General features: G+C 64.2%; 20 protein-coding genes and 4 pseudogenes. 14 read left to right on the forward strand and 10 right to left on the reverse strand.

The window, feature by feature from the left end; genetic code table 11:
• Positions 1-41 precede the first annotated feature (41 nt).
• Positions 42-722 (forward strand): leucyl/phenylalanyl-tRNA--protein transferase, encoded by a 681-nt coding sequence (gene aat, locus ABIF91_RS38620; RefSeq protein WP_028177207.1) that lies wholly within the window; start codon positions 42-44, stop codon positions 720-722.
• Positions 723-741: 19 nt separating this feature from the next.
• Here the strand turns inward: aat and ABIF91_RS38625 are convergent, their stop codons facing one another.
• Positions 742-1764, reverse strand: coding sequence for a DUF2155 domain-containing protein (locus ABIF91_RS38625; RefSeq protein ID WP_035695661.1), 1023 nt, complete (start codon positions 1762-1764; stop codon positions 742-744).
• Between the two features lie 202 nt (positions 1765-1966).
• Between ABIF91_RS38625 and ABIF91_RS38630 the strand changes: the two genes are divergently transcribed.
• From ABIF91_RS38630 to ABIF91_RS38640, 3 genes are read left to right on the forward strand one after another with little or no spacing between them, the layout of a single operon-like run.
• A complete protein-coding gene (locus ABIF91_RS38630; RefSeq protein ID WP_028177205.1) occupies positions 1967-2914 on the forward strand; it encodes an alpha/beta hydrolase in 948 nt (315 codons plus the stop codon).
• A gap of 10 nt (positions 2915-2924) precedes the next feature.
• Complete coding sequence (locus ABIF91_RS38635; protein WP_051393877.1) at positions 2925-3983, forward strand: Na+-dependent transporter; 1059 nt, start codon at positions 2925-2927, stop codon at positions 3981-3983.
• 27 nt (positions 3984-4010) lie between these two features.
• Positions 4011-4265, forward strand: a complete 255-nt coding sequence (locus ABIF91_RS38640; RefSeq protein ID WP_028177204.1) for a PepSY domain-containing protein — start codon at positions 4011-4013, stop codon at positions 4263-4265.
• Positions 4266-4369: 104 nt separating this feature from the next.
• On the opposite strand, the gene ABIF91_RS38645 is transcribed toward ABIF91_RS38640, so the two are convergent.
• The 7 genes and pseudogenes from ABIF91_RS38645 to ABIF91_RS38675 form a co-directional block, all read right to left on the reverse strand.
• Positions 4370-4699, reverse strand: a complete 330-nt coding sequence (locus ABIF91_RS38645; RefSeq protein WP_050995205.1) for a hypothetical protein — start codon at positions 4697-4699, stop codon at positions 4370-4372.
• A 10-nt stretch (positions 4700-4709) separates the two neighbouring features.
• Positions 4710-4841 (reverse strand): hypothetical protein, encoded by a 132-nt coding sequence (locus ABIF91_RS38650; protein WP_283805370.1) that lies wholly within the window; start codon positions 4839-4841, stop codon positions 4710-4712.
• A 183-nt stretch (positions 4842-5024) separates the two neighbouring features.
• A protein-coding gene (locus tag ABIF91_RS38655) for an IS3-like element ISRj2 family transposase (protein ID WP_129557670.1) occupies positions 5025-6154 on the reverse strand; the annotation gives its coding sequence in 2 pieces (ribosomal slippage) (positions 5025-5902 and positions 5902-6154; 1131 coding nt in all).
• A 75-nt stretch (positions 6155-6229) separates the two neighbouring features.
• Positions 6230-6751: pseudogene (locus ABIF91_RS38660) on the reverse strand (LysR family transcriptional regulator); the annotation flags it as partial.
• Positions 6752-6753: 2 nt separating this feature from the next.
• Positions 6754-7812 carry a YeiH family protein gene (locus ABIF91_RS38665; RefSeq protein WP_284283039.1) on the reverse strand — a complete coding sequence of 353 codons (1059 nt, stop codon included), beginning with the start codon at positions 7810-7812 and terminating at the stop codon, positions 6754-6756.
• 65 nt (positions 7813-7877) lie between these two features.
• The gene (locus ABIF91_RS38670; protein ID WP_245285528.1) at positions 7878-8873 is read right to left on the reverse strand and encodes an alpha/beta hydrolase; all 996 of its coding nucleotides are present in this window, start codon (positions 8871-8873) and stop codon (positions 7878-7880) included.
• A 268-nt stretch (positions 8874-9141) separates the two neighbouring features.
• Positions 9142-10080 (reverse strand): GlxA family transcriptional regulator, encoded by a 939-nt coding sequence (locus ABIF91_RS38675; RefSeq protein ID WP_028181354.1) that lies wholly within the window; start codon positions 10078-10080, stop codon positions 9142-9144.
• Positions 10081-10189: 109 nt separating this feature from the next.
• Here ABIF91_RS38675 and ABIF91_RS38680 point away from each other — a divergent pair, with 109 nt between their 5' ends.
• On the forward strand, positions 10190-10876 hold the full coding sequence (locus ABIF91_RS38680; RefSeq protein WP_028181353.1) for a DJ-1/PfpI family protein: 687 nt from the start codon (positions 10190-10192) through the stop codon (positions 10874-10876).
• A gap of 500 nt (positions 10877-11376) precedes the next feature.
• On the opposite strand, the gene ABIF91_RS38685 is transcribed toward ABIF91_RS38680, so the two are convergent.
• Positions 11377-11784: an NADH:ubiquinone oxidoreductase subunit NDUFA12 gene (locus ABIF91_RS38685; RefSeq protein WP_028181352.1), complete on the reverse strand. Its 408-nt coding sequence runs from the start codon at positions 11782-11784 to the stop codon at positions 11377-11379.
• A gap of 246 nt (positions 11785-12030) precedes the next feature.
• Here ABIF91_RS38685 and ABIF91_RS38690 point away from each other — a divergent pair, with 246 nt between their 5' ends.
• The 9 genes and pseudogenes from ABIF91_RS38690 (at position 12031) to ABIF91_RS38730 (ending at position 20412) form a co-directional block, all read left to right on the forward strand.
• A complete protein-coding gene (locus ABIF91_RS38690; RefSeq protein WP_424579721.1) occupies positions 12031-12729 on the forward strand; it encodes a BA14K family protein in 699 nt (232 codons plus the stop codon).
• Positions 12730-12975: 246 nt separating this feature from the next.
• On the forward strand, positions 12976-13398 hold the full coding sequence (locus ABIF91_RS38695; RefSeq protein ID WP_028181350.1) for a response regulator: 423 nt from the start codon (positions 12976-12978) through the stop codon (positions 13396-13398).
• Positions 13395-15641: a CHASE3 domain-containing protein gene (locus ABIF91_RS38700; RefSeq protein WP_028181349.1), complete on the forward strand. Its 2247-nt coding sequence runs from the start codon at positions 13395-13397 to the stop codon at positions 15639-15641. The genes ABIF91_RS38695 and ABIF91_RS38700 overlap by 4 nt, the downstream gene beginning before the upstream one ends.
• Positions 15642-15735: 94 nt before the next feature.
• A pseudogene (locus ABIF91_RS38705) lies at positions 15736-15891 on the forward strand (DUF4236 domain-containing protein); the annotation flags it as partial.
• Between the two features lie 279 nt (positions 15892-16170).
• Complete coding sequence (locus ABIF91_RS38710; protein WP_424579871.1) at positions 16171-16890, forward strand: hypothetical protein; 720 nt, start codon at positions 16171-16173, stop codon at positions 16888-16890.
• A pseudogene (locus ABIF91_RS38715) lies at positions 16868-17479 on the forward strand (IS256 family transposase); the annotation flags it as partial. The gene ABIF91_RS38710 and the pseudogene ABIF91_RS38715, both read left to right, overlap by 23 nt.
• 91 nt (positions 17480-17570) lie before the next feature.
• Positions 17571-18839, forward strand: a complete 1269-nt coding sequence (locus ABIF91_RS38720; protein ID WP_038952271.1) for an IS256 family transposase — start codon at positions 17571-17573, stop codon at positions 18837-18839.
• A 36-nt stretch (positions 18840-18875) separates the two neighbouring features.
• Positions 18876-19502: pseudogene (locus tag ABIF91_RS38725) on the forward strand (IS256 family transposase); the annotation flags it as partial.
• Positions 19503-19935: 433 nt separating this feature from the next.
• The gene (locus tag ABIF91_RS38730) at positions 19936-20412 is read left to right on the forward strand and encodes a hypothetical protein (protein WP_210164000.1); all 477 of its coding nucleotides are present in this window, start codon (positions 19936-19938) and stop codon (positions 20410-20412) included.
• A gap of 5 nt (positions 20413-20417) precedes the next feature.
• On the opposite strand, the gene ABIF91_RS38735 is transcribed toward ABIF91_RS38730, so the two are convergent.
• Positions 20418-21314, reverse strand: a complete 897-nt coding sequence (locus tag ABIF91_RS38735) for a DMT family transporter (RefSeq protein WP_028181879.1) — start codon at positions 21312-21314, stop codon at positions 20418-20420.
• Between the last annotated feature and the right edge of the window lie 316 nt (positions 21315-21630).

A 21630-nucleotide genomic window follows, 5' to 3' on the forward strand; every position in this document is an offset into this window, starting at 1 on the left:
CCCATCGCAACCGCATTGCGATCCTGCTATGATGGCAAGCCATGACTTCGCGCGACTCCGCCCCGTCTGAAATCACGCCGGCCGTGCTGCTGCGCGCTTATGCCTGCGGCATCTTCCCGATGGCGGAAAGCGCCGATGATCCGACCCTGTTCTGGGTCGAGCCGGAATTGCGCGGCGTCATCCCGCTCGATGGTTTTCGCGTCGCCTCGCGGCTCGCGCGCACCATACGGTCCGACGCCTTTCGCGTGACCGTCAACACCGCCTTCAAGGCGACGATCGCCGGCTGCGCCGCGCCGCAGGCCGGACGCGAGGACACCTGGATCAACAAGCGAATCCGCGACCTCTATGGCGGCCTCTTCGAGCTCGGCCATTGCCACAGCGTCGAGGCCTGGCAGGGCGACGACCTCGTCGGCGGGCTGTACGGCGTGAGCCTCGGACGGGCCTTCTTCGGCGAGAGCATGTTCCACACCGCGCGCGATGCCTCGAAGGTCGCGCTGGTGCATCTGGTCGCGCGGCTCATCTATGGCGGCTTCGAGCTGCTCGACACCCAATATGTCACCGAGCATCTGAAGAGCTTCGGCGCGGTCGAGATTTCGCGGCGCCGCTATACGGCGCTGCTCGACAAGGCGCTGGCGGGCGAACCCGGCGATTTCCTGAGGCTCTCCGAACGCGAAGCGATCCCCGGCGCACGCGCGCTCGAGATCATCGCCTCGCGGCAATGATCGACAGCAGGGCTCGATCTTAGCGGCCGAACCCGGGGATACCGAACAGACCTGGCCGCTGCTCCGGCGGCGGTGGTGGCGGAGCCGGTTGCTGCTGCGGCGGTGGCGGCAAGGGCTGCGGCGGACGCTGCTGCACGGCCTGCTTGGGCGCAGCCTTCTTCTGCGCGGGCGGCGGAGCTGCCGGCTTGGTCGCAGGATCCGGTGCCGCGGTTGCAATGGTCTGCTGCGGCTCTTTGCAGTCGGTCAGCCAGATGTCGTAGATCGGATGCTCGACGCCGTGCAGGCCCGGGCTTGCCGCATACATCCAGCCCGAGAAGATGCGCTTCACCTCGCCCTGCAAGGTGATCTCGTCGACCTCGACGAAGGCGTCGGTGTTGGTGGCCTCCGTCGCCGGCCGCGTATAGCAGGCGTCGGTCTTGACCCTCAGCGCACCGAACTGGACGGTCTCGCCGATCTCCTCGTCGAAATTGATGATGCGCCCGGTGATCTTGTCGAGGCCGGAGAAGGTCGCCTTCTTGTTCACGATCTTCTGGGCCGGCGGCTCGGTCACGACCTCGTCGCCCGGCTGGAGGCTTGCCGGGGTCTGCGGGACCGTGCCCGGCGCACCCTTCTGCTGGGGCTGGCGCTGACCAGGCGCACCTTGCGGACTGGGCGGCGCGATCGCGGTGGACGGCAGCTGGTTTGGCGGCGCCACGGTCGAGCCGGGCGGCGGCGCCAGCGGCTGGCTCTCGACCGGCCCCGGCATCACGTTACCTTGGCGGCCCGGCGGCGGCGCCATCGGCCGCGACGGCAGCACGCGGCCCTGCGGCGGCAGCTCCGGTACCTCTTCGTCGTCCTCGGGGACCTGCGGCTGCGGCTGGCCGCGCGGAATGCTGCCGGGCGGCCGCAGCGGCGGCGGATCCGAAAAGATCGTGCCGATCTGCGCCTGGGCCGGCGTCGCAACGGTCAGCGCGGTGGCAGCCAGCAGTGCCGCAAGGCCTGTCAGGGAAAAGGTTTTGAACATCTCGCGCGGCTTCAACAGCGAATCGGGCTCGTTGGACATTTTACAGGGGATACCGCCGCTCGCAGGCCTCCGGTTAACACGGGGAATACGGCGGGGGAAGGGCGGCATCCCTGCCCTTCCCGGCGCGGTCTGGCCAGGCCAGCTCCCGGATGGGATAGTCATGAGCCCTCCCAGGGCCGAACGCGGGCATTGCCCCGAAAATACCATCCAACGATAACCGGAAACTCCAAGGTCCCCCTTCATGCCCGTTGTGCTCGATCCAGACGCCGTCGCCGTCTATAAGGCCTTCCAGGAGGCCGGCCGCCCCGCCTACGAGACCCTGACCGCGGACGAAGCACGCGCCTATTATTCGCAGGCGCGATTTGCCACCAACCCTGACGCGCCGGAGCTCGCACGCGTCACGCCGCTGGCGATACCGGCACCGCACGGGACGATCCCCGCCCGCCTCTACGTGCCCAAGGAACCGCGCCAGAACGACGGCCTGTCGCCGGCGCTGGTGTTCTTCCATGGCGGCGGCTGGGTGATCGGCGATCTCGATTCCCACGACGTCGTCTGCCGCCAGCTCGCGGCCGAAGGCGCACTAATCGTGATCTCGGTCGACTACCGCCTCGCGCCCGAGCACAAGTTTCCCGCCGCCGCCGATGACGCGATCGCCGCGACCAAATGGATCGCCGCGCATGCGCGCGACCTCGGCGTCGACGCCTCGCGCCTGTCCATCGGCGGCGACAGCGCCGGCGGCAATCTCGCCGCGGTCGTGGCGCTCGCCGCGCGTGACGCTGGCGGCCCCGCGCTCGCGGGCCAGGTGTTGATCTATCCGGCGACCGATTTCGCCATGACGCACGACTCCCACAGCGAGCCCGAGACCAGCGTGCTGCTGACCCATTCGGTGATCCGATGGTTCCGCGACCACTACCTCAATGGCGCCGCCGACATCCACGACTGGCGCGCCTCGCCGGCGCGCGCGCAGAACCTTGCCGGCCTGCCCCCCGCCTACGTGCTGACCGCCGGCGCCGATCCCCTGCGCGACGAGGGCGACGAATATGCCGAGCGCCTCAGGCAGGCCGGCGTGCCCGTGACCTACAAGCACTTCCCCGGCCAGTTCCACGGCTTCTTCACCATGGGAAGGCTGTTACGACAGGCGAACGTCGCGGTGAGCGAGATCGGCGTCTGGTTGAAGGGATTGGGCTGACCCCTCCCGCATGCCTTCCGTTCTTCAACCCATCCTCGCTCTTCCCCTGCGCGGACTGACATGGCTCGGCAGCCAGGGCACCCGCGCGGTCGCCGCCGTCGTCTTCATCGCAGTCGCGGTGCCGCCGCTCGGCGCGCTGCTGCGCCCCTATGTCACCGAGGCGATTTTCCTTCTGCTCTGCATCTCCTTCATGCGGGTCGATCTGGCGGCGCTCTACAGCCATCTCCGCAGGCCGGCGCTGGTCGCGGCGGCCACGGCCTGGACCACGATCGGCGTGCCGCTGATCGTCGGATTGATCGCCCATGCAACGGGATTGGCGAGCCACTCGCCCGGCCTTGCTCTCGCGCTGATGCTCCAGGGCATGGCCTCGCCGATGATGGCCTCGCCGGCACTCGCCGCGCTGATGGGGCTCGATGCCACCTTGGTGCTGGTCACGCTGGTGACCTCGACCGCGCTCGTTCCCTTCACGGCGTCGATGTTCGCAGGCCTGTTCCTCGACGGAATGCTCAGCATCTCGCCGCTTGCACTCGGGCTGAAGCTGCTCGGCATTCTCGCCGCATCGCTGCTGGCCGCGACCGTCATCCGCTGGATCTTCGGCGCGAAGGCGATCCAGCGCCGGAAGCGGCCGATCGATGGCTTCAACATCATCATCCTGTTTGTGTTCGCGTCCGCAGTCATGGGGGATGTCGCGAGCGAGCTGGTGAGTCAGCCGGTGTTCACCATCGGCCTCGCGCTGCTGTCCTTCGCGATCTATTTCACACTGCTCGCCATCACCACGCTGCTGTTCCGTCGCATCGGCTATGAGCGCGCGCTGGCGCTCGGCCTGATGGTGTCACAGCGCAATCTCGGCCTGATGCTGGCGGCAACGGCCGGCGCGCTGCCGCCGACCACCTGGCTCTATTTCGCGATGACGCAGTTCCCGATTCATCTTGCGCCATACATGCTGATGCCGATCGCGCGGCGCCTGACGGCACGCGCAGATGCGTCCAGCGGGGAAAACAAGGCTGATGTTCACTCGTTTGCGTCGCACCGACGCAGTGGAGGAACATCAATTCATGGCCCCCGTTGAAGCCTCTCATCGAAAAGGAGGTTCGCGATGAAGTTTGCCACAATTCTGGTTCTCGGCTCGCTCGCCATGGGCTCGGCAGCGAGAGCCGATCAACCCGGACCCGACTGGATGCCGATGGAGCAAGTGAAGGCCAAAGTCATGGAGTCGGGCTATTCGGAGGTCACCAAGCTTGAAGCCGACGATGGCCAGTGGGAGGGCGAAGGCGTCAAGAACGGACAGAAGATGGAATTCCGTGCCGATCCCAAGACTGGCGCGATCGTGCGCGAGAAGCCCGATCGATGAGAATCGCTGAAGCCCGCTTCTCAGGCGGGAGATTCAGCGGTGGTCGGCTTGAAAGAACGTCCTGATCTCATCCGTTCAGCAGCGCTTGTCAGCGCCGCCGAGATTCACTGGCCGCTTCCTTTGACCTTGGCAAGATAGTCGACGATCGCGGGCACGTCGCTGTCCTCGACGGGAGCTCCATAGACCTTGATCATCTTGTGCACCTCGGATTCCCAGGTGGACCTGGGCAAGGCCGGCTGGTTCAGCACCATGTCTGCCGAATGGCAAGCCAGGCAGTTGTTGTTGATGGCATCCGCTTCGGGTCCACCGGGAAAAAGCGCGTCGCCCGCCGGAAGCTCCACGGTCGTGGAGGAAATTGCGGGGGCCGGCCACGCCGGCGTGGATGCCAGCAGAGCGGCGAACGAGGTGCCGACGACGAAGATGAGGTGACGCATGGTGTTGCTCCTAGATCGCGGTGAGTTGGACCGTCTCGACGACGTTGCGCATGAAGCCGCTGGTGTTCCAGTTCGATGCTGCCGGTTGACTGTCGCCGGCGGTGTTCGTGCAGCGGACCATCAACGAATGGCTGCCCTTCATCAGCTGTGGAATGTCGACCTGCCAGCGGCGGAAGCTGAGAGCTGGCCCCGGTTGTTTGGACAGCGCCCCGCTGGATTTAAGTGGATTCCTGCCGGGTTATGCTGAACGCGGGGCTTTACGGTTTTGTCGTTGCGTCGGGAGGGCGTAGCCCGACCAGAGCGACGACAAAACCGTCGGCGACGGTCATGCGGCCATCACCATAGCTTGCGTGCCGAAGTAAGCCTCGTCGGGCGTGCGCCCGTCAAGGCTCGAGTGAGGGCGTCCCTGATTGTAGAAGGCCAGATACTTGGCAATTGACGCTCGCGCCTCGGACACGCTGTCGTAGGCGCGGAGATATACTTCTTCGTATTTGACCGTGCGCCAGAGCCGCTCGACAAACACGTTGTCGCGCCAGGCGCCCTTGCCGTCCATGCTGATGGCGATCTTCGCGTCCAGCAGCACATCGGTGAACTCGAGGCTGGTGAACTGGCTGCCCTGATCCGTGTTGAAAATCTCGGGCCTGCCGTGCTTCGCCAACGCCTCCTGGACCGCTTCGACGCAGAAGGCCGCCTCCATTGTGATCGAGACGCGATGGGCCAGGACCCGTCGGCTGAACACATCGACGACCGCCGCGAGATAGACGAAGCCACGCCGCATCGGAATGTAGGTGATGTCCATTGCCCACGCATGGTCGGGCCGCTCGATCTTCAATCCGCGCAACAGGTACGGGTAGATCTTGTGACCCGGAGCCGGCTTGCTCGTGTTCGGGCGACGATAGACCGCCTCGATCCCCATGCGCTTCATCAGCGTCGCGATGTGGCGGCGACCGGCGTATACGCCCTCCCGCCGCAGCAACGATCGCAGCATACGCGCTCCCGCGAAGGGATAATCGAGATGCAGCTCATCGAGCCGACGCATCAAGGCAAGGTCCTCGGCCGAAACTGGCCGAGGTTCATAGTAGACCGTGCTGCGAGCCAGCTTCAGGACCTTCGCCTGGCGCACGATAGAAAGATCATGATCGCGGTCGATCATCGCTTTGCGCTCAGCAGGCCCGCCTTGGTGAGCGCGCCGGACAAAAAATCGTTTTCCAACGCCAGCTCGCCGATCTTGGCATGTAACGCCTTCAAATCGACCGGCGTCTCGGCCGATGTCTTGTCATGCCCAAACACGCCGGCGGCGCCTTCCAGGAGCTGGTTTTTCCAGATCGTGATCTGGTTCGGATGAACATCAAACAGTTGCGCCAGCTCCGCCAGTGTCTTGTCGCCTTTGACCGCAGCCAAAGCAACCTTCGCCTTGAATGCCGGAGAATGCGTCCGGCGGCTCTTCTTCGTCATCTTCGCTCCTGATTCGCAGCAAGAATCCTCGCCGCTGTCAGGCAGAAAATCCACTCAAGCTACTGTCCGAATTTGCGGGGCCAGCTCTCCCACGACGGCGACCAGCGCATCGCCGTCGACCCGGCGGGCGGACAATGCGGCGTCGTCAATGTCGCCCTCGATGAAGCCGACATCCGCCATGCCGTCGCGGACGTCGGTTGCGACCTGCTCGCTGTTGGCGATCCTGACGTTGATTTCGATGCCGGGATGGACGGCCTGAAACGCCAGCAATCTCATCGGAAGCCAGTAGCTCCCAACCGTCTGGCTTGCCGCGATCACCAGTCGGCCGGCCTTGAGGCCGGCAAAATCGCGCAGGACCTGCTCGGCGGCGTGCGCACGCGCCAGCACCGCACGCGCTTCCCCGAGAAACGTGCGGCCCATATGCGTCAGAACGATGCCCCGTCCCACCCGATCGAACAGCTTGACCCCGTAGCGTCCTTCGAGCGCGGCGATTGCCGCGCTCGTGGCCGATTGTGTCAGATTCAATTCGTGGGCGGCCTGGGTGACGTGCTGCTTGTCGGCGACAGCGGCGAAGATGCGGAGCTGTTCGAGCGTCATGGTCATCCAACGAGTTTGATGAGGATCAGGCTGAAGCCTGCGATGAAGAGGAACGCGAGCCCGCCCAGCATAGCCGGACGCAGCCCCTCCGCGTACAATTTCGAGACGTCCGTCTCAAGGCCCATGGCGGCGAGCGCCATCGTGAGCAGGAACGTCGAGAGCGTGATCGTCGCGCTCCTGAGGCCTGCCGGAATGCACACGACGCTGTTGAGTGCGACTATCGCGACAAAGCCGATCGCGAACCAGGGGATCGGCGGCCTTGCCGACTTGCCGCCGGCCGGCTGCGCCGAAGCCCGGCTGACGACGCTCAGGGTCAGCACGACCGGCGCGAGCAGCATGACACGGGCAAGCTTGGCAACGGTTGCCATTTCACCCGCCCGCTGGCTGTTCTGGAAGGAGGCGGCAGCCACCTGGGCGATCTCGTGGATGGATGCGCCGCTCCAGAGGCCGTACGCGTCGGCATCGAGATGCAGGAGGCGAGGCAGCATGGGATAGACGAACATCGCGATCGAGCCGAAGACCGTGACGCAGGCGATCGCATATGCGACGTCCTCATCGGAAGTTTCGGTGACGCTGTTGGTCGCGACGACGGCTGACGCGCCGCAGATCGAGGTGCCCGCGGCGATCAGTTGAGTGAGCTTGCGTTCGACGCCCAGCGCACGCCCTGCTGCGAGCGTGAATCCGAACGTGGCAACGAGCGTGCTGGCGACGATGAGGATCCCCTTGGTGCCGACGCTGGCAAGCTGGGTCAGCGTGATCTGGAAGCCCAGGAGCACGATCGCGAGCCGAAGCAACCGGCGCATGCTGAAACTGATTCCAGCGCGGGCGAGAGCTGGCGTTCCGGCGAGGTTGCGCACAGCCATTCCGATCGCGATCGCCAGGATCATGGGACTGAACGTCGCGACGGCAGGAATACTGCGCATCGTGTTGGCGACCACGGCAATGATCGCGGCCAGCGCGACGCCGGGGACGATTGCCAGGGCGGAGTCCCGATATGACAGGATGTTGTCGCGCATGGCACGCGTGGCGGGGTATGGGCGGGAATTCTGAACGATGGTCATTGGCGTATCTCTGGGGGGAGCGAGGGATGCGACGGCGAAAAGCCGCCGCATCCCTCATCGATCGGTCAATCGGTCGCGGCTGCGAGATGCCGACGCAGACCCCGGTTCACCTGTTCGATCGCGGCTTCGGTGGAGGGCACGTGACGCAGTGCGTTGAGCAGCACGAAATCGTGGATCGTGCCGTTGTAGCGAACCGCGTCCACCCTGACCCCCGCCTCTTTCAGCTTCCTCGCATAGGCCTCGCCCTCATCGCGCAGCGGATCGTTCTCCGCGGTGATGACGAGCGCCGGCGGTAGTCCCTTCAATTCTTCGCTGCTGGCGCGCAGCGGCGATACGTAGGGATTGTCCCGGGTCGTCGCGGCGGGCGCATAGAGATCCCAGCCGTACTTCATGAAGGCGCGGGCGAGGAAACGGCCGGCTCCGTATTCATGATATGACGCCGTATCGACGCTGGCGTCGGTCGCAGGGATGAGCAGCGCCTGGTAGCTGATCTGCGGCCCCTTGCGGTCCTTGGCCATCAAGGCCAGTGCCGCACCCATGTTGCCGCCGACGGAGTTACCTGCAACCGCAATACGATGGCCGTCGGCACCGAATTCGTCGGCATGCACCGCGATCCACTTGAGCGCGGCGTAGCATTCCTCGAGTTGCGTCGGATACTTCGCTTCCGGCAACGGCGTGTATTCCACGAACACGCCGATCTGTTCCGAGCCCACGACCAGATCCCGCAACAGGCGCTGATGGTTCTGGAAGTTGCCGACGATCCAGACACCGCCATGAATGAAAAGCACGACGCCGGGTCTGCCGGTCAGATGCTCGGGCTTCATGACATAGAGCTTCACGGTGCGCCCGTCCTGCTCGATCGTCAGCTCGGTCGTGGTGACGCCGGACATGTCCACGGCAGTCCGAGACTGCAGCGATGTCAGCACGTCTTGCGGCTCGGGTTGAGGCAGCTCCCAGAATGGCGCGCTGTCCTTGTTGATCTCCGCGAGAAATGCACGAACCTCGGGATCGAGGCGCGGGTCGCTGGCGGGAGCCGGCGCAGCCATTGCGGGCTGATTCATCAGGCTCGCTCCAGTGATCGGGGGCTGCAAACGTTGTGGTGCGGTTCATGAGATTGATCCAATGCTGCTTGAAGTGACTCACTGAGGGGTCTCAGCGCAGCTGAGGATCGAAGAATTCAATTAATCGATCCAACGCATTATTCTTGTTTAACTAATCGATGAAATCGATTGTTTCGGGAACGGGGTGCCCCGCGCACGAGCTGACTTTGTGATCGGACTGGCCCACCCAACTCCTCGAGGCTAGTCGCGAACGAGGTCCGTGGAGCAGCTACCCCACCCGCGCCGCGCGCCGCAGGGCCTGCGGCGGCTGGCCGAAGGCGCGGATGAAGGCGCGCCGCATTCGTTCGGGATCGCGGAATCCGGTCGTTTCCGCAACGAGCTCGATCGCCTCGCGCGAGGACTGAACGCGCTCGCGCGCAACTTCCAGCCGCAGGCGCTCGATCGCCTTGGATGGCGTCGTGCCGGTCTCGGCCGCAAAGGCACGGGCAAAATGCCGAGCGCTCATGCCGGCGCGATCGGCGAGATCTTCCACCGTCAGCGGCGCGTCGAGATTTTCACGCGCCCAGGACAGCAGTGCGCCGAACCGCCCGTTCGGCGTCTTCAGCTCCAGCAGCGAGGAGAATTGCGACTGGCCGCCGCTGCGGCGGTGATAGAGCACGAGATGGCGCGCGGTCTGCTGTGCGATCTCCTCGCCATGGTCCTCGGTGATCATCGCGAGCGCGAGATCGATGCCCGCGGAGATGCCTGCCGAGGTCCAGACATTGTCATCCCGCGTGAAGATCTGGTCCGGCTCGAATTTCACATTGGGAAAGCGCGCGACGAAATCGCGCGTCCGCCCCCAATGCGTGGTGGCGCGGCGGCCGTCGAGAAGTCCCGCTTCGGCGAGCACATAGGCGCCCGAGCAAACGCTCGCGACCCGAACGCCGCGTTTTGCCAGCCGCTGCAGGAAGGCCCGCGTGACCTCGCAGCGCGCGGCGTCGGCTACGCCCACGCCGCCGGCCACGACCAGCGTCGTGATCGCGCTCGCCGCCTTGAAGTCGCGCGCCATCATCTCGACCCCGGATGAGCTGCGCACGAGCCCCGGCTCGACGGCCAGCACGCGGATGGCCGGCGTCTTGCCGGTGCAGCGCGCTGCGATCTCGAACGCCGAGATCGGGCCTGCCGCATCGAGCAGCTGGAAATCCGGGAAGATCAGGATGCCGATCATGGGCCAGCTCCTAAACGACATGTCCGAAAGTGAGGGAATTAAGCCATTTCGGACGGGAGGGCACCATGACATCGTGCCGGCGTCAAGCTCGCAATTGGAGGATCTGCCGATGTCGTCACCGCTCCAGATTGGTCTCTTGGTGTTTCCGCGCGTCACCCAGCTGGACTTCACCGGTCCCCTGCAGGTGTTCGCCATGGTCCCCGGCGTAAAATTGCACCTGATCTGGAAGCGGATCGAACCGGTGCCGAGCGATTCCGTGATGACGCTGACGCCGACCACGACGTTTGCGGACTGCCCTCAACTCGACGTGATCTGCGTGCCCGGCGGCAGCGGCACCAACGACCTGCTCAACGACGAGGAGGTGCTCGACTTCCTGCGCAGACAGGCCGACGGCGCTAGATACGTCACCTCGGTCTGCACGGGATCGCTGGCGCTCGGCGCCGCAGGTCTGTTGAAGGGCTACCGCGCCGCCACCCATTGGAGCGCGATGGACATGCTCGCCCAGTTCGGCGCGACGCCGACAAAGACGCGCGTCTGCATCGATCGCAACCGCATCACCGGCGGCGGCGTCACCGCCGGCATCGATTTCGCGCTGACGCTGGTATCGATCATGGTCGATCGCACGACGGCGGAAGCGATCCAGCTCCAGATGGAATACAATCCGGCCCCGCCGTTCAATTCCGGCTCGCCCGACACCGCTTCCGACGAGGTGAAGGCGTTGCTGAAGGAGCGCGGCGCGCAGAACCAGGCGCGGCGCCTGGAAGCGGTGAAGCGTGCGGCTGAAAGGGTGACGTAGAGCGATCTCAACTCTCGTGCCCCGGACGCAGCGCAGCGCCTCTTCGGCGGTGCGCTGCAGAGCCGGGGCCCACCAATCAGCGGGTTGCGTGACCTTCTGGGTTCTCGGCTCAGCGGCGCAGCGTTACACCCCGCGTCCGGGACACGCGAGGAGAAGAATGCGCCAAAGAAAAAGGCCGCTCGGTTTCCCAAGCGGCCCTTCCTGTCTTACGGCGGCTGCACATTCACATCGGGCGATTTCGGAGCTTCCAGACCGGGGGCCTATCTCCCGATCGAGTCCTGGTCGGCGGCCGCTGCATCTCGGGACAGTCGCGAACTGTTGCCCGAACCGAACGCGATGGTCTCCCATCTCCGTAAGATGGGATCATTGAGCCGCATCGCCCGCGTCAATGCAACACTGGCGCAAGCGGCATCCCCGCTGTTCCCGTTGTCCACAGCAGCGCAGCGCGGATGCATGTGCATCCGCTTCGAACCATGGCAGTTCGCGGGTGGGCCGAAAGGCTAGCTGGGCGTCCAGGGCTGGTAGTCGCCGGTCGCCTTCGGACGCCGGCCGCTGGCAAGCGTCGAGCCGGAGGGACGATAGGCCTTCGGCGTGCCGGTGAGGTTCGGCTGGTGCGGCTTTTCCCACTCGCGCGGCTGGTAATTGGCCTCGGTCGGCGGCGCGTCGACGACGTGATGAATCCAGCCATGCCAGGACGGCGGGATCCGGCTCGCTTCCGCGTAGCCGTTATAAATGACCCAGCGCCGCTCGAAACCGAGGGCCGGATCGATCGCCCCGCCGCGGGTGCGGTAGTAACGGTTGCCCTGCTCGTCCTGGCCGACCAGCTCCCCGTACCGCTTGGTCCAGAGCTGGGTGCCAAAAGTCTGGCCATTCCACCAGGTGAAGAACTTGAGGAAGAATTGTTTCATGCGGCAAGGGCCCTGCTTCGTTGGGTCCTGATGCCATCCGGGCAGCGAAATGTCCAGTTCGGCAGGTGCGCGGGTCTCCCTCCGCAATCCGGCTACCGAGCAGGACCCCTTGCCGCAAAGCGGTCGCGATCCATACATGCCCGGTACAGCGGCCGCGCGTGAGGCTCCATTCGCGCGCAAACCGGCGTGATCCCAAGGAACCCCCGCGCTTTCATAGGGTTTGCTTTCCGGGAAAGGAGTTTAACTATGAACAGTCTGAAAATCTTGAGTGCCGCCGCAGCGGTGGCGCTGGTTCTTCCCTTTGCGACACCGAGCTTTGCCCAGCGTCCTGGAGTGGGCGGAGGCGGGGGCGGTGGCGCCCATGTCGGCGGCGGCGCTCACTTCGGTGGCGGCGCGCGCATGGGTGGCGGCGGAGGTGGCGGCGGCGCTGCGTTCCGTGGCGGTGGCGGCAATTTCGGAGCCGGTGCCGCGGTACGTCCGAGCGGAGGCGGCTTCGCGGCCGGGACTGGGATGCGTCCGAGCGGAGGCAGCTTCGCGGCCGGCACTCCGATGCGTCCGAGCGGCGGCAGATTCGTAGCCGGCGCAACGCCCCGGCAGGCCTTCGGTGGCACCCGTAGCGTCGCAACCGCGGGCAACTGGCACGGCGGAAGCAACTGGAGCGGCCGTCACGGGCATCATCGTCGCGGCGGCCTCTGGCCGGGCTTCGCGACCGGCGCCGCAATCGGCGGCCTCGGCTCGTACGCCTATTACGGCGGCTACGGCGGCGGCTACGGCTATTACGATGATCCCTACTATTACGGCAGCTATTATGACGAACCGTCGGTTGCGGTGGTGCAGGATGGCGGCGGCGATTCCGCGGCCTATTGCGCGCAGCGCTTCAAATCGTACGACCCGGCTTCGGGCACCTATCTCGGGTACGACGGCCAGCGGCATCCCTGCCCGTAAGCAGACCGCCAAGGCGTGAGGCTGAAGGCGCCGCAGCAATGCGGCGCCTTTCTCGCGGCCGGCGTATCCTCACCCGCTTCGAGTTCCGTCCTGCTCGCCCGCCCGAAGGGCACCGACGGCCGGAGCAAGCCGGCCTTTATGCACTCCGCCGTGCATATCGCTGGGGATCCAATCCAAAATTGACCGGACACACGATTCGCGGATATCACCAAATGCAGTGGGGACTTCGATCACCTGGGAAGTGTCATGCCGCGCATTCTCGTGGTTGACGACGATCCGATGGTCGGCGCGACCATCGAGGTCCTCCTGCAACGTCAGGGCTTCGACGTCACGCTGGCCGACGGCGGCGAAACAGGACTGGCTGCGCTGGAATCGCAGGCCTTCGACGTGATGCTGGTTGACATCTTCATGCCCCATATGCGCGGCTTCGAATCCATCCGCATCTTTCACGAGCGTGCGCCGACCACTCCGCTGATCGCGATGTCGGGCTACGCCTTCGCCTCATCCGCCTCGCCCTCTCCCGATTTTCTCCGCATGGCGCTGGAGCTTGGCGCAACGCGCTGCCTGCGCAAGCCGTTCACGCCGGAAGCGCTGATGACCACGATCCGGGAATGCCTCGCCGGCGCGGGCGAGAGCGCACAGCCGAAGGACAAGAAAGAAGCCCCTTGATTCCAACGCAGCGCGTCATTTTCGGTGTTGGACTTGCCATCCTCCTGATCATCGCCGCGGCCTCGATCGCCCTCGACGTCAAGTCGCGTTCCGACGCGGCATGGGTCAGCCATACCGGCCAGGTGCAGAAGAAGATCTCCGATCTCCGCGTGCTGCTGCGCCGCGCCGAGAGCGCTGCGCGCGGCTACGAGCTCTATCGCACGCCGGGCTTCCGCGATGAGTTCCGGGCGGTGCAAGCCAGCATCGCGCCCGCCCTCGCCGACCTCAAGCGCGACGTGCGCGACAGTCCCGATCAGGTCGCGCTGCTGGAGGGCACCGAGCCGCTGGCGCTGCGCCGGATGGAGATCGCCGCCACAGCGATGCGCCTGCGTGCCGAGAACGACCAGGCCGGCATTGCCGCGCTCAACAGCAAGGCCGAGGGCCGTGGCCTCATGGACACGGTGATGGCCAATCTCGACCATCTGAGCGCCGAGGAAGAGCGCCTGCTCGCCGAACGATCCCGGGATTCGCGGCGCACCGGCATCGCACTGCTCGGTATCGACGTCGCCGGCGCCGTGCTGATCCTGCTCCTGGTCGCGCTGGTGATGCGAGAAAGCCGGCGCGCCACGGGTGAACTCCAGAGCTCGCTCGAGCAAACACAGGCCGCCAAGGCCGCGCTCGAGGAAGCGGTGGCGGAGCGGACCGAGCACCTGGTCACCGCACATGACGAGCTGCGCCTGTCCGTCAACGTACTCCAGAGCACGTTTCGCAGCATGGCGGAGGCCGTGCTGGTCATCGACGCCGAGGGCAATGTCCTTCTGTCCAATCCGGCCGCCGAGCGCATGCTGTTGCATCGCGCCGGCATGAATTTGAGCAATCTGCGCGTGCTGTCCGATGTGTTTCACGGCGACGGCGTCACGCCGCTCGAGGCCGACGAGCTGCCATCGATGCGCGTGCTGCGCGGCGAGCAGTTCGAAGAGCTGGAGATGATCGTCCGCCCGCACAGCGGCGATGCTCCCCGCCATCTCATGATCAGCGGCCGGCCGATGCGGGACGGGCAAGGCAATGTCTCGGGCGCGGTGCTGGTCTATCACGATGCCACCACCTCGCGCGAGACCGAGCGGCAGCTGCACCAGTCACAGAAGCTGGATGCGATCGGCAAGCTGACCGGCGGCGTCGCGCACGACTTCAACAACATGCTGACCGTCATCTCCGGCAACACCGAGACGCTGGTGGAGAGCCTGAAGGACCAGCCCGAGCTTCAGCGCACGGCACGGCTGATCGACGACGCCGCCGAGCGCTGCGCCGAGCTGATCCAGCATCTGCTGGCGTTTGCACGCCGGCAGCCGCTCGAGCCGCGCAACGTCGAGATCAACGCCGCGATCGCGGACATCGCAAAGCTTCTGCGCCCCACCCTCGGCGAGCAGATCCAGATCGAGACCGTGCTGGAACAGGGGCCGATGACGACGCATATCGATCCGTCCAGGCTGACCAATGCGGTGCTCAACATGGCGATCAACGCCCGCGACGCCATGCCGAACGGCGGCAAGCTGCTGCTGGAAACGCACCGCGTGGTGCTGGACGAGGCCTATGCGCAGGCAAATGCCGACGTGGCGCCCGGCCCCTATATCATGCTCGCGGTAAGCGATACCGGCACCGGCATGTCGGTGGAGACCCAGCAGAAGGCGTTCGAGCCCTTCTTCACCACCAAGGAGGTCGGCAAGGGATCCGGCCTCGGCCTCTCCATGGTCTACGGCTTCGTCAAGCAATCCGGCGGCCACATCAAGATCTACAGCGAGGAAGGCCACGGCACCACGATCAAGCTCTATCTGCCGCCGGGCGAAGGCACGGCGGAGGTGGCAGCCAGCATCGCGACGCAGGCCGAAGGCGGTGCCGAGACCATCTTCGTGGTCGAGGACGACCCGCTGGTGCGCAACTTCGTCACCACCCAGCTCCAGAGCCTCGGTTACAAGACGGTGGCCGCGTCCGACGCCAAGTCCGCGCTGGAATTGATCGGGGCCGGCCAGAAGTTCGATCTCCTGTTCACCGACGTCGTCATCCCCGGCGGCATGAGCGGCCGCGAGCTCGCCGAAGAAGTGGCCAGGCGCCGGCCGGGTGTGAAGGTGCTCTACACCTCCGGCTACACCGACAACGCGATCATCCATCAAGGCAAGCTCGACGACGGCGTGATGCTGCTGACCAAGCCCTACCGCCGCAACCAGCTCGCCGAGATGATCCGCAAGGCGCTGGGCGGAGTGACATAGCTCGGCGGTTCGATCCAACTGAACAGCCTCCTGCCGACTATTGCGTGCAGCGCCCTCACGCTGCTACCAATACGCATTTGGATTGGGGCAGCTGATGGGTTTTCGCTTCCGCCGGTCGTTTAAGCTATTGCCAGGCGTCAGGCTAAATTTGAGTAGCCGCGGGACCTCTGTGTCGTTGGGCGGGCGGGGTTTCCGCTACAATATTGGACCGAAAGGGACCCGTGTTACCGCTGGAATTCCGGGGACAGGTCTGTCTTGGACTGGTTATACGCCATATGCAAAGGCGAAAATCAGTAGCGGGGATGCTGCACCGGCGGAGTCATACGAATATCTCGGCTCGTCCAGCCCCACTGAGCAGCTGAGGGTCGTCCAGAACGCCGCCGCGTCACAAATCAACGCACTATCAACGAGTCAGCTAGCGCTCATTCTGAACTCAACCAGCCGACGCATCCAACTAGCGCCCCTAGTCTTGGCGATCTGTCTTCTTCTGTTTGTGGGCGCCCTTATGCAGACAGAGCAACAGCGATGGATGGGACTGACGGCGCTCTTTGCAACTGTCTTTGTTCCCGCAACAATCTTTCTGGACCGATACCGCCGGTCAGCAAGGGTTACATTGGACTCCGAAGGTTTGGTGGGTCGCATCTCTGAAGCGCTTGCAATCTCATTCACCGAGCTCACCCGGTGCGCGGCGGTTTGGACCGTTGAAGCAGAAGCTCGGACGAACGATTGGAAGCGCAACGCGGGCGCAACAAGCCTGAACAAGCGCAAAGCTACCTCTCTCGTTTTTGGTAAACCCGATTGCATCCGGGGAAAGGCAGTCTTCCCGGCCTTCCGCGTCGGCTCGGATCAACTATATCTGCTGCCTGACGCAGCATTGGTTGTGGTGAGGGGCGAAGTGGCGTCAGTGAGTTACGGAGAATTGGAATTTTCGAAACATGTTGTGAGATTTATCGAGGAAGAGCGCCTGCCCTCTGATGCAACGGTCGTTGCGCATACGTGGCGCTACGTGAACAAGTCCGGCGGACCTGATCGTCGCTTCATCAACAACGCGCAATTGCCCGTTTGCCTCTATGGCGAACTGACGTTCCGTTCGGCAGGAGGCCTGAACTGCAAATTACATGTATCGGCATCTCAGGCGGCCGACTCGCTTTTCCGCGTTATCGAGAGGGTGTCAGTAACTCGGTGTAAGATGGTTTCTGTGAGTTTACCTTTGACAGGAGACTCACATGGCTACGGATTTTTCACCTGAGATTTTGGACCAGCTTCTTGCCGGGGGCAGCCTCAAGCCAGAAGACTTAGCCGGCGAAGACGGGCTTTTCAGACGACTGAAGAAGGCGCTTCTGGAGCGCGCACTGGGTGCGGAGCTGACCCACCACCTTGGCTATGAGAAGGGCGACCCGGCGGGCCGCGGGTCGGGCAACAGCCGCAACGGCACAAGCAGCAAAGCGCTGTTGACGGACGACGGCGAGATCGAGATCGAGGTGCCGCGCGACCGCGCCGGCACGTTCGAACCGGTGATCGTCGCGAAGGGCCAGACCCGCTTCGACGGCTTCGACGAGAAGATCATCAGTCTCTACGGGCGGGGCATGACGGTACGGGAGATCCAGGGCCATCTGGCCGAGCTCTACGGCACCGAGGTGTCCCCCGATCTGATCAGCAAGGTCACCGACGCGATTCTCGACGAGGTCCGCGAATGGCAGAGCCGGCCGCTGGAAGCGATCTATCCGGTGGTCTTCTTCGACGCGCTCAGGGTCAAGATTCGCGATGAGGGGATGGTCAAGAACAAGGCAGTCTACGTCGTGCTGGGCATCACTGCATCGGGCGAGAAAGACGAGCTATGGCGGAATCTGGGTGATGACGGTGTGAGGAAGGCGGCGTATCGAGGCGGGTGACGAGCCTGCCAGAACCTCTCGAGGAGAGCGATACGCCATGACCGAGACTACCAATGTTCTTGCTTTCCGTCAGCCGTCCGCGGTTGATGATCCACTGACCGATATCGTTCGTGCCGGCGCGCGGGACCTGCTTGCCAGGGCGATCGAGATCGAGGTTGGCGCGTTTCTGGCCAGCACGGCCAATCTGACGCTGCCCGACGGTCGAGCGCGCCTGGTCCGACATGGGCACGGTCCGGTGCGCGAGATTGCGACCGGCATCGGTCCGGTGGAGGTCGCTCGTCCCAAGGTCCGCGACCGCGGAGCGAGCGGGCCAGGCGACCGCCTCCGCTTCAGTTCGGCAATCCTGCCGCTATGGGCGCGGCGGACGAAGAGCCTGGATGCCTTGATCCCGGTCCTCTATTTGCGCGGCATCTCGACCGGCGACTTCCAGGAGGCGCTCTCGGCGCTGCTCGGCAAGGATGCGCCGAACCTGTCGCCTTCGGTGATCGCCGGCCTGAAGGCCGATTGGCAGGTCGAGTACGAACGCTGGCAGAGACGCGATCTGTCGGCGCGTCGCTATGTCTACATCTGGGCCGATGGCGTGTACCTGCAGGCCCGCATGGAAGATCACAGCGAATGCATGCTGGTGCTGATTGGCACCACGCCGGAAGGCAAGAAGGAGCTGATCGGCTTCCAGGTCGGCGTGCGCGAGAGCGCGCAGAGCTGGCGCGAACTCCTGATCGACCTGCGGCAACGCGGGTTACGGATTGCCCCGCAACTCGCCATCGGCGACGGCGCCCTCGGCTTCTGGAAGGCACTGGACGAGGCCTTTCCCGGCACGCGGCACCAACGATGCTGGTGCCATAAAGTGAGCAACGTACTCGACAAGGTCGCCAAATCCGTGCAGGGCCCCATGAAGAACGACCTGCGGAACATCTATCTGGCCCCACACCGGGCCGAAGCTGAAACCGCGATCGACGTCTTCGTCGAGAAATACCACGTCAAATACGGACGTGCGGTGGAGTGCCTGATCAAGGATCGCCATGCGCTGCTCGCCTTCTTCGACTTCCCTGCTGAGCACTGGATCCACCTACGCAGCTCGAACCCGATCGAGAGCGTCTTCGCCACGGTGCGCCACCGAACGGTGCGGACCAAGGGATCGCTGTCGCAACAAACTGCGAAGCTGATGGTGTTCAAGCTCATCGACGCCGCATCGAAGACCTGGCGGCGATTGAAGAGCACGAACCAGTTGCCGAAAGTCATCGCCGGTGTAAAGTTCATCGACGGAATCGAAGTCATTCCGAACACTGAAAGCCACGCCGCCTGATCAGGCCGCGTCACCCAAAATCAGCCATAGCTCGAGAAAGACGTGCTCGGGCTTTGGATCGAGCAAACCGAAGGCGCCAAATTCTGGCTCAAGGTCATGAACGATCTGAGGAACCGCGGCGTCGCCGACATCCTGATCGCCGTCGTCGACGGTCTGAAGGGCTTTCCCGAGGCGATCAACAGCGTCTTTCCCAAGGCGATGGTCCAGACCTGCATCGTGTATTTGATCCGCAACAGCCTATCCTTCGTGTCCTGGAAGGATCGCAAGGCGATCCTTCCCTCGATCAAGGCGATCTATCATGCCGAGAATGCCGACGCCGCTCTGCTCAGGCTCGAGGACTTCGAAGCCGAGTGGGGCAAGCGCTATCCCGCGATCGGGGCGGCCTGGCGCCGGGCGTGGGAGCACGTCATTCCGTTCTTCGCCTTCGCGCCGGAGATACGCAAAATGATCTATACCACCAACGCGGTCGAGGCGCTGAACCGTTCGCTGCGCAAGATCATCAAAACACGCGGCAGCTTCCCCAACGACGAGGCGGCGATGAAGCTGCTTTACCTCGCCATCAGAAATGCCGGCATCCATTGGCGACGACCGGTTGCATGGACGGCCGCAATGGGCCAGTTTGCCATCCAGTTCGGCGAGCGCTTTGCAGGCTCAGCGGACTGACCCCATGGGGTCAGTCCGCTGACCCCGCAAACCCCTCACAGAGACGCTCTTACACAAAACTTCTGACACTCCCGTTATCGACGCCTTAAAGCGCACGCTGGTCGAGACGCCGGCGTCTATCACACATATCAGCACTGCAAAACGCTGGCCAAGCGTCGTCCTTCTTTCATCTTTCGCGTGCCTGACATTGATTCAAGCAGGCCTTCTTCAGAGGGATGTCCTCATCAAACTAGCAAGCATCAATTCGACAGCGAATGACAGCCAGCGTCCGCCAGCGCAGCCAATGTTACAGCAACCCTCGGAGCCGCCCTCAAAGGCCGTTGCCAGCATCCCTCCTCCTCCAAAGCCGAACATCTCTCTCAATCTGAACCAGCCGTCGTCGCCGATTGATGCGTCCGCAAGCAACATCGCGCAGAGCACCCCGACGCAAGTCTTGGACCTGAACGATCCGCAGAGCGCACTTTCCGTACAATCGCGCCTAAGAGAACTTGGATTCTTGCAAGGCCCAACAAAGGGATGGGATTCATTCTCTCGAGCAGCTCTTCGAGACTTCAAGGCGACTAACAATCTCGCACCAGATGACAAATGGGATTCGAAAGCGCAAGAGCTTCTGGTCTCGGGGCCGATTTTACGAGTCGACCAAACTTTCATCGGCTCTTGGTCTGAACCGATCTGCGATGACAGCTCCAAGCCCGACCTGCTCATCAACTCGCGTCGCGCGGTGTCGTCAGCTGGCGGTGTATGCGAATTCTCGAATATCAAGCGCGCGGGATCGATCTGGAGCATCGCCACAACGTGCTCCAACGCGGGCGACAAATGGAAGGCGACCATTCAGTTAGTGGTTGCGGGCGACAAGCTTATTTGGACCGGCCGGGACGGCAGTCGTACTCAATACCAGCGGTGCCAATAAGCGAGCTACCGCGTCGCCAGAACCACCGCGGCCAGCGTGAAGATCAGCGCGGCGATCTGCCCTGCCCCGAGCGGCTCGCCGAGCGCGATCGCGGAGGCGACGACGCCGATGACGGGCACCGCCATGGTCCCGATCGCGGCGACGGAGGCCGGCAGGCGCGCCAGCGCTGCGAACCAGCTGACATAGGCGATGCAGAACTGCACCACGGTCGAATAGACCAGCAGCCACCAGCCGAGCGGCGTCACCTTCGACAGATGCGTGGTCTCGACCAGCAGGCCGACGATCGAGATCGGCAGGCAGCCGATCCCGATCTGCCAGGCCGCAGCCGTGATCGGCGGCAGATGGATCGGGTACTTCTTCGAGAACACCGTGCCGACGGCGAAGCCGAATGCGCCGGCGAGCGCCATGATGATTCCCGGCGCCTTCTCCGCGCTGGCGGCGATGCCGTTGCCGCCCATGATCGTGGCAAGGCCGGCAAAGGCCATCACCAGCCCCAGCGTGCGCAAGACCGTCGGCCGTTCGCCCAGCACCGGCCAGGCGATGATCGAGGCCCAGACCGGCATGGTGTAGGCGATCAGCGCCGCCTCGCTCGCCGGCAGCCAGAGCAGCGCCAGCCCCATCAGCACCATCCAGCCGGTGACGTTGAGCACGGCCGCGGTCAGCAGGCGCGGCCAGATCGCGCCCTCCACCCGCAGGCTTTGCCGGCGCATGATCGCGAGCAGCGCCAGCAGCACCGCCCCGAGCACGCCGGTCACCCCGCGCAGGGTCAGCGGCGGCAGCTCGGCCAGCAGGAATTTCGTCACCGGCCAGTTGAAGCCCCAGCCGATCGAGGTGATCGCGAGGAACATCAGGCCGGCCGGGGCGATGCGCGCTCGCGCATCCCGGCGGGTCGAATCATGCATGTGGGCAATCCGGCAAAATCTTGCGGTCAGCTTGGCCCGGATTCGCCGGCCAAACCACCGTCCCGGCGGGCATGCCTGCCCTCGCCTTCCGTAGGGCTACGTGAGTCCCCCTGGCGCAATCCCGGTCCGGAAAAATATACCTGCCCTGTGAACAGCGGGATGAAGCCTCCACAGCTCGCCGGATACGAATTTTTTCGGTTGGGAATCCCTGAGGACTCACTGATACTTGGCTCCACAACAGGCGCGGCGAAGACCCCTGTTATCCCCCACAATCCACCATATTTAGTATTTGATTCAGGAACTCGCACTAGTTCTT

This window comes from Bradyrhizobium sp. USDA 241 (assembly GCF_049739505.1).
GTDB classification, from domain to species: Bacteria; Pseudomonadota; Alphaproteobacteria; order Rhizobiales; family Xanthobacteraceae; genus Bradyrhizobium; species Bradyrhizobium liaoningense.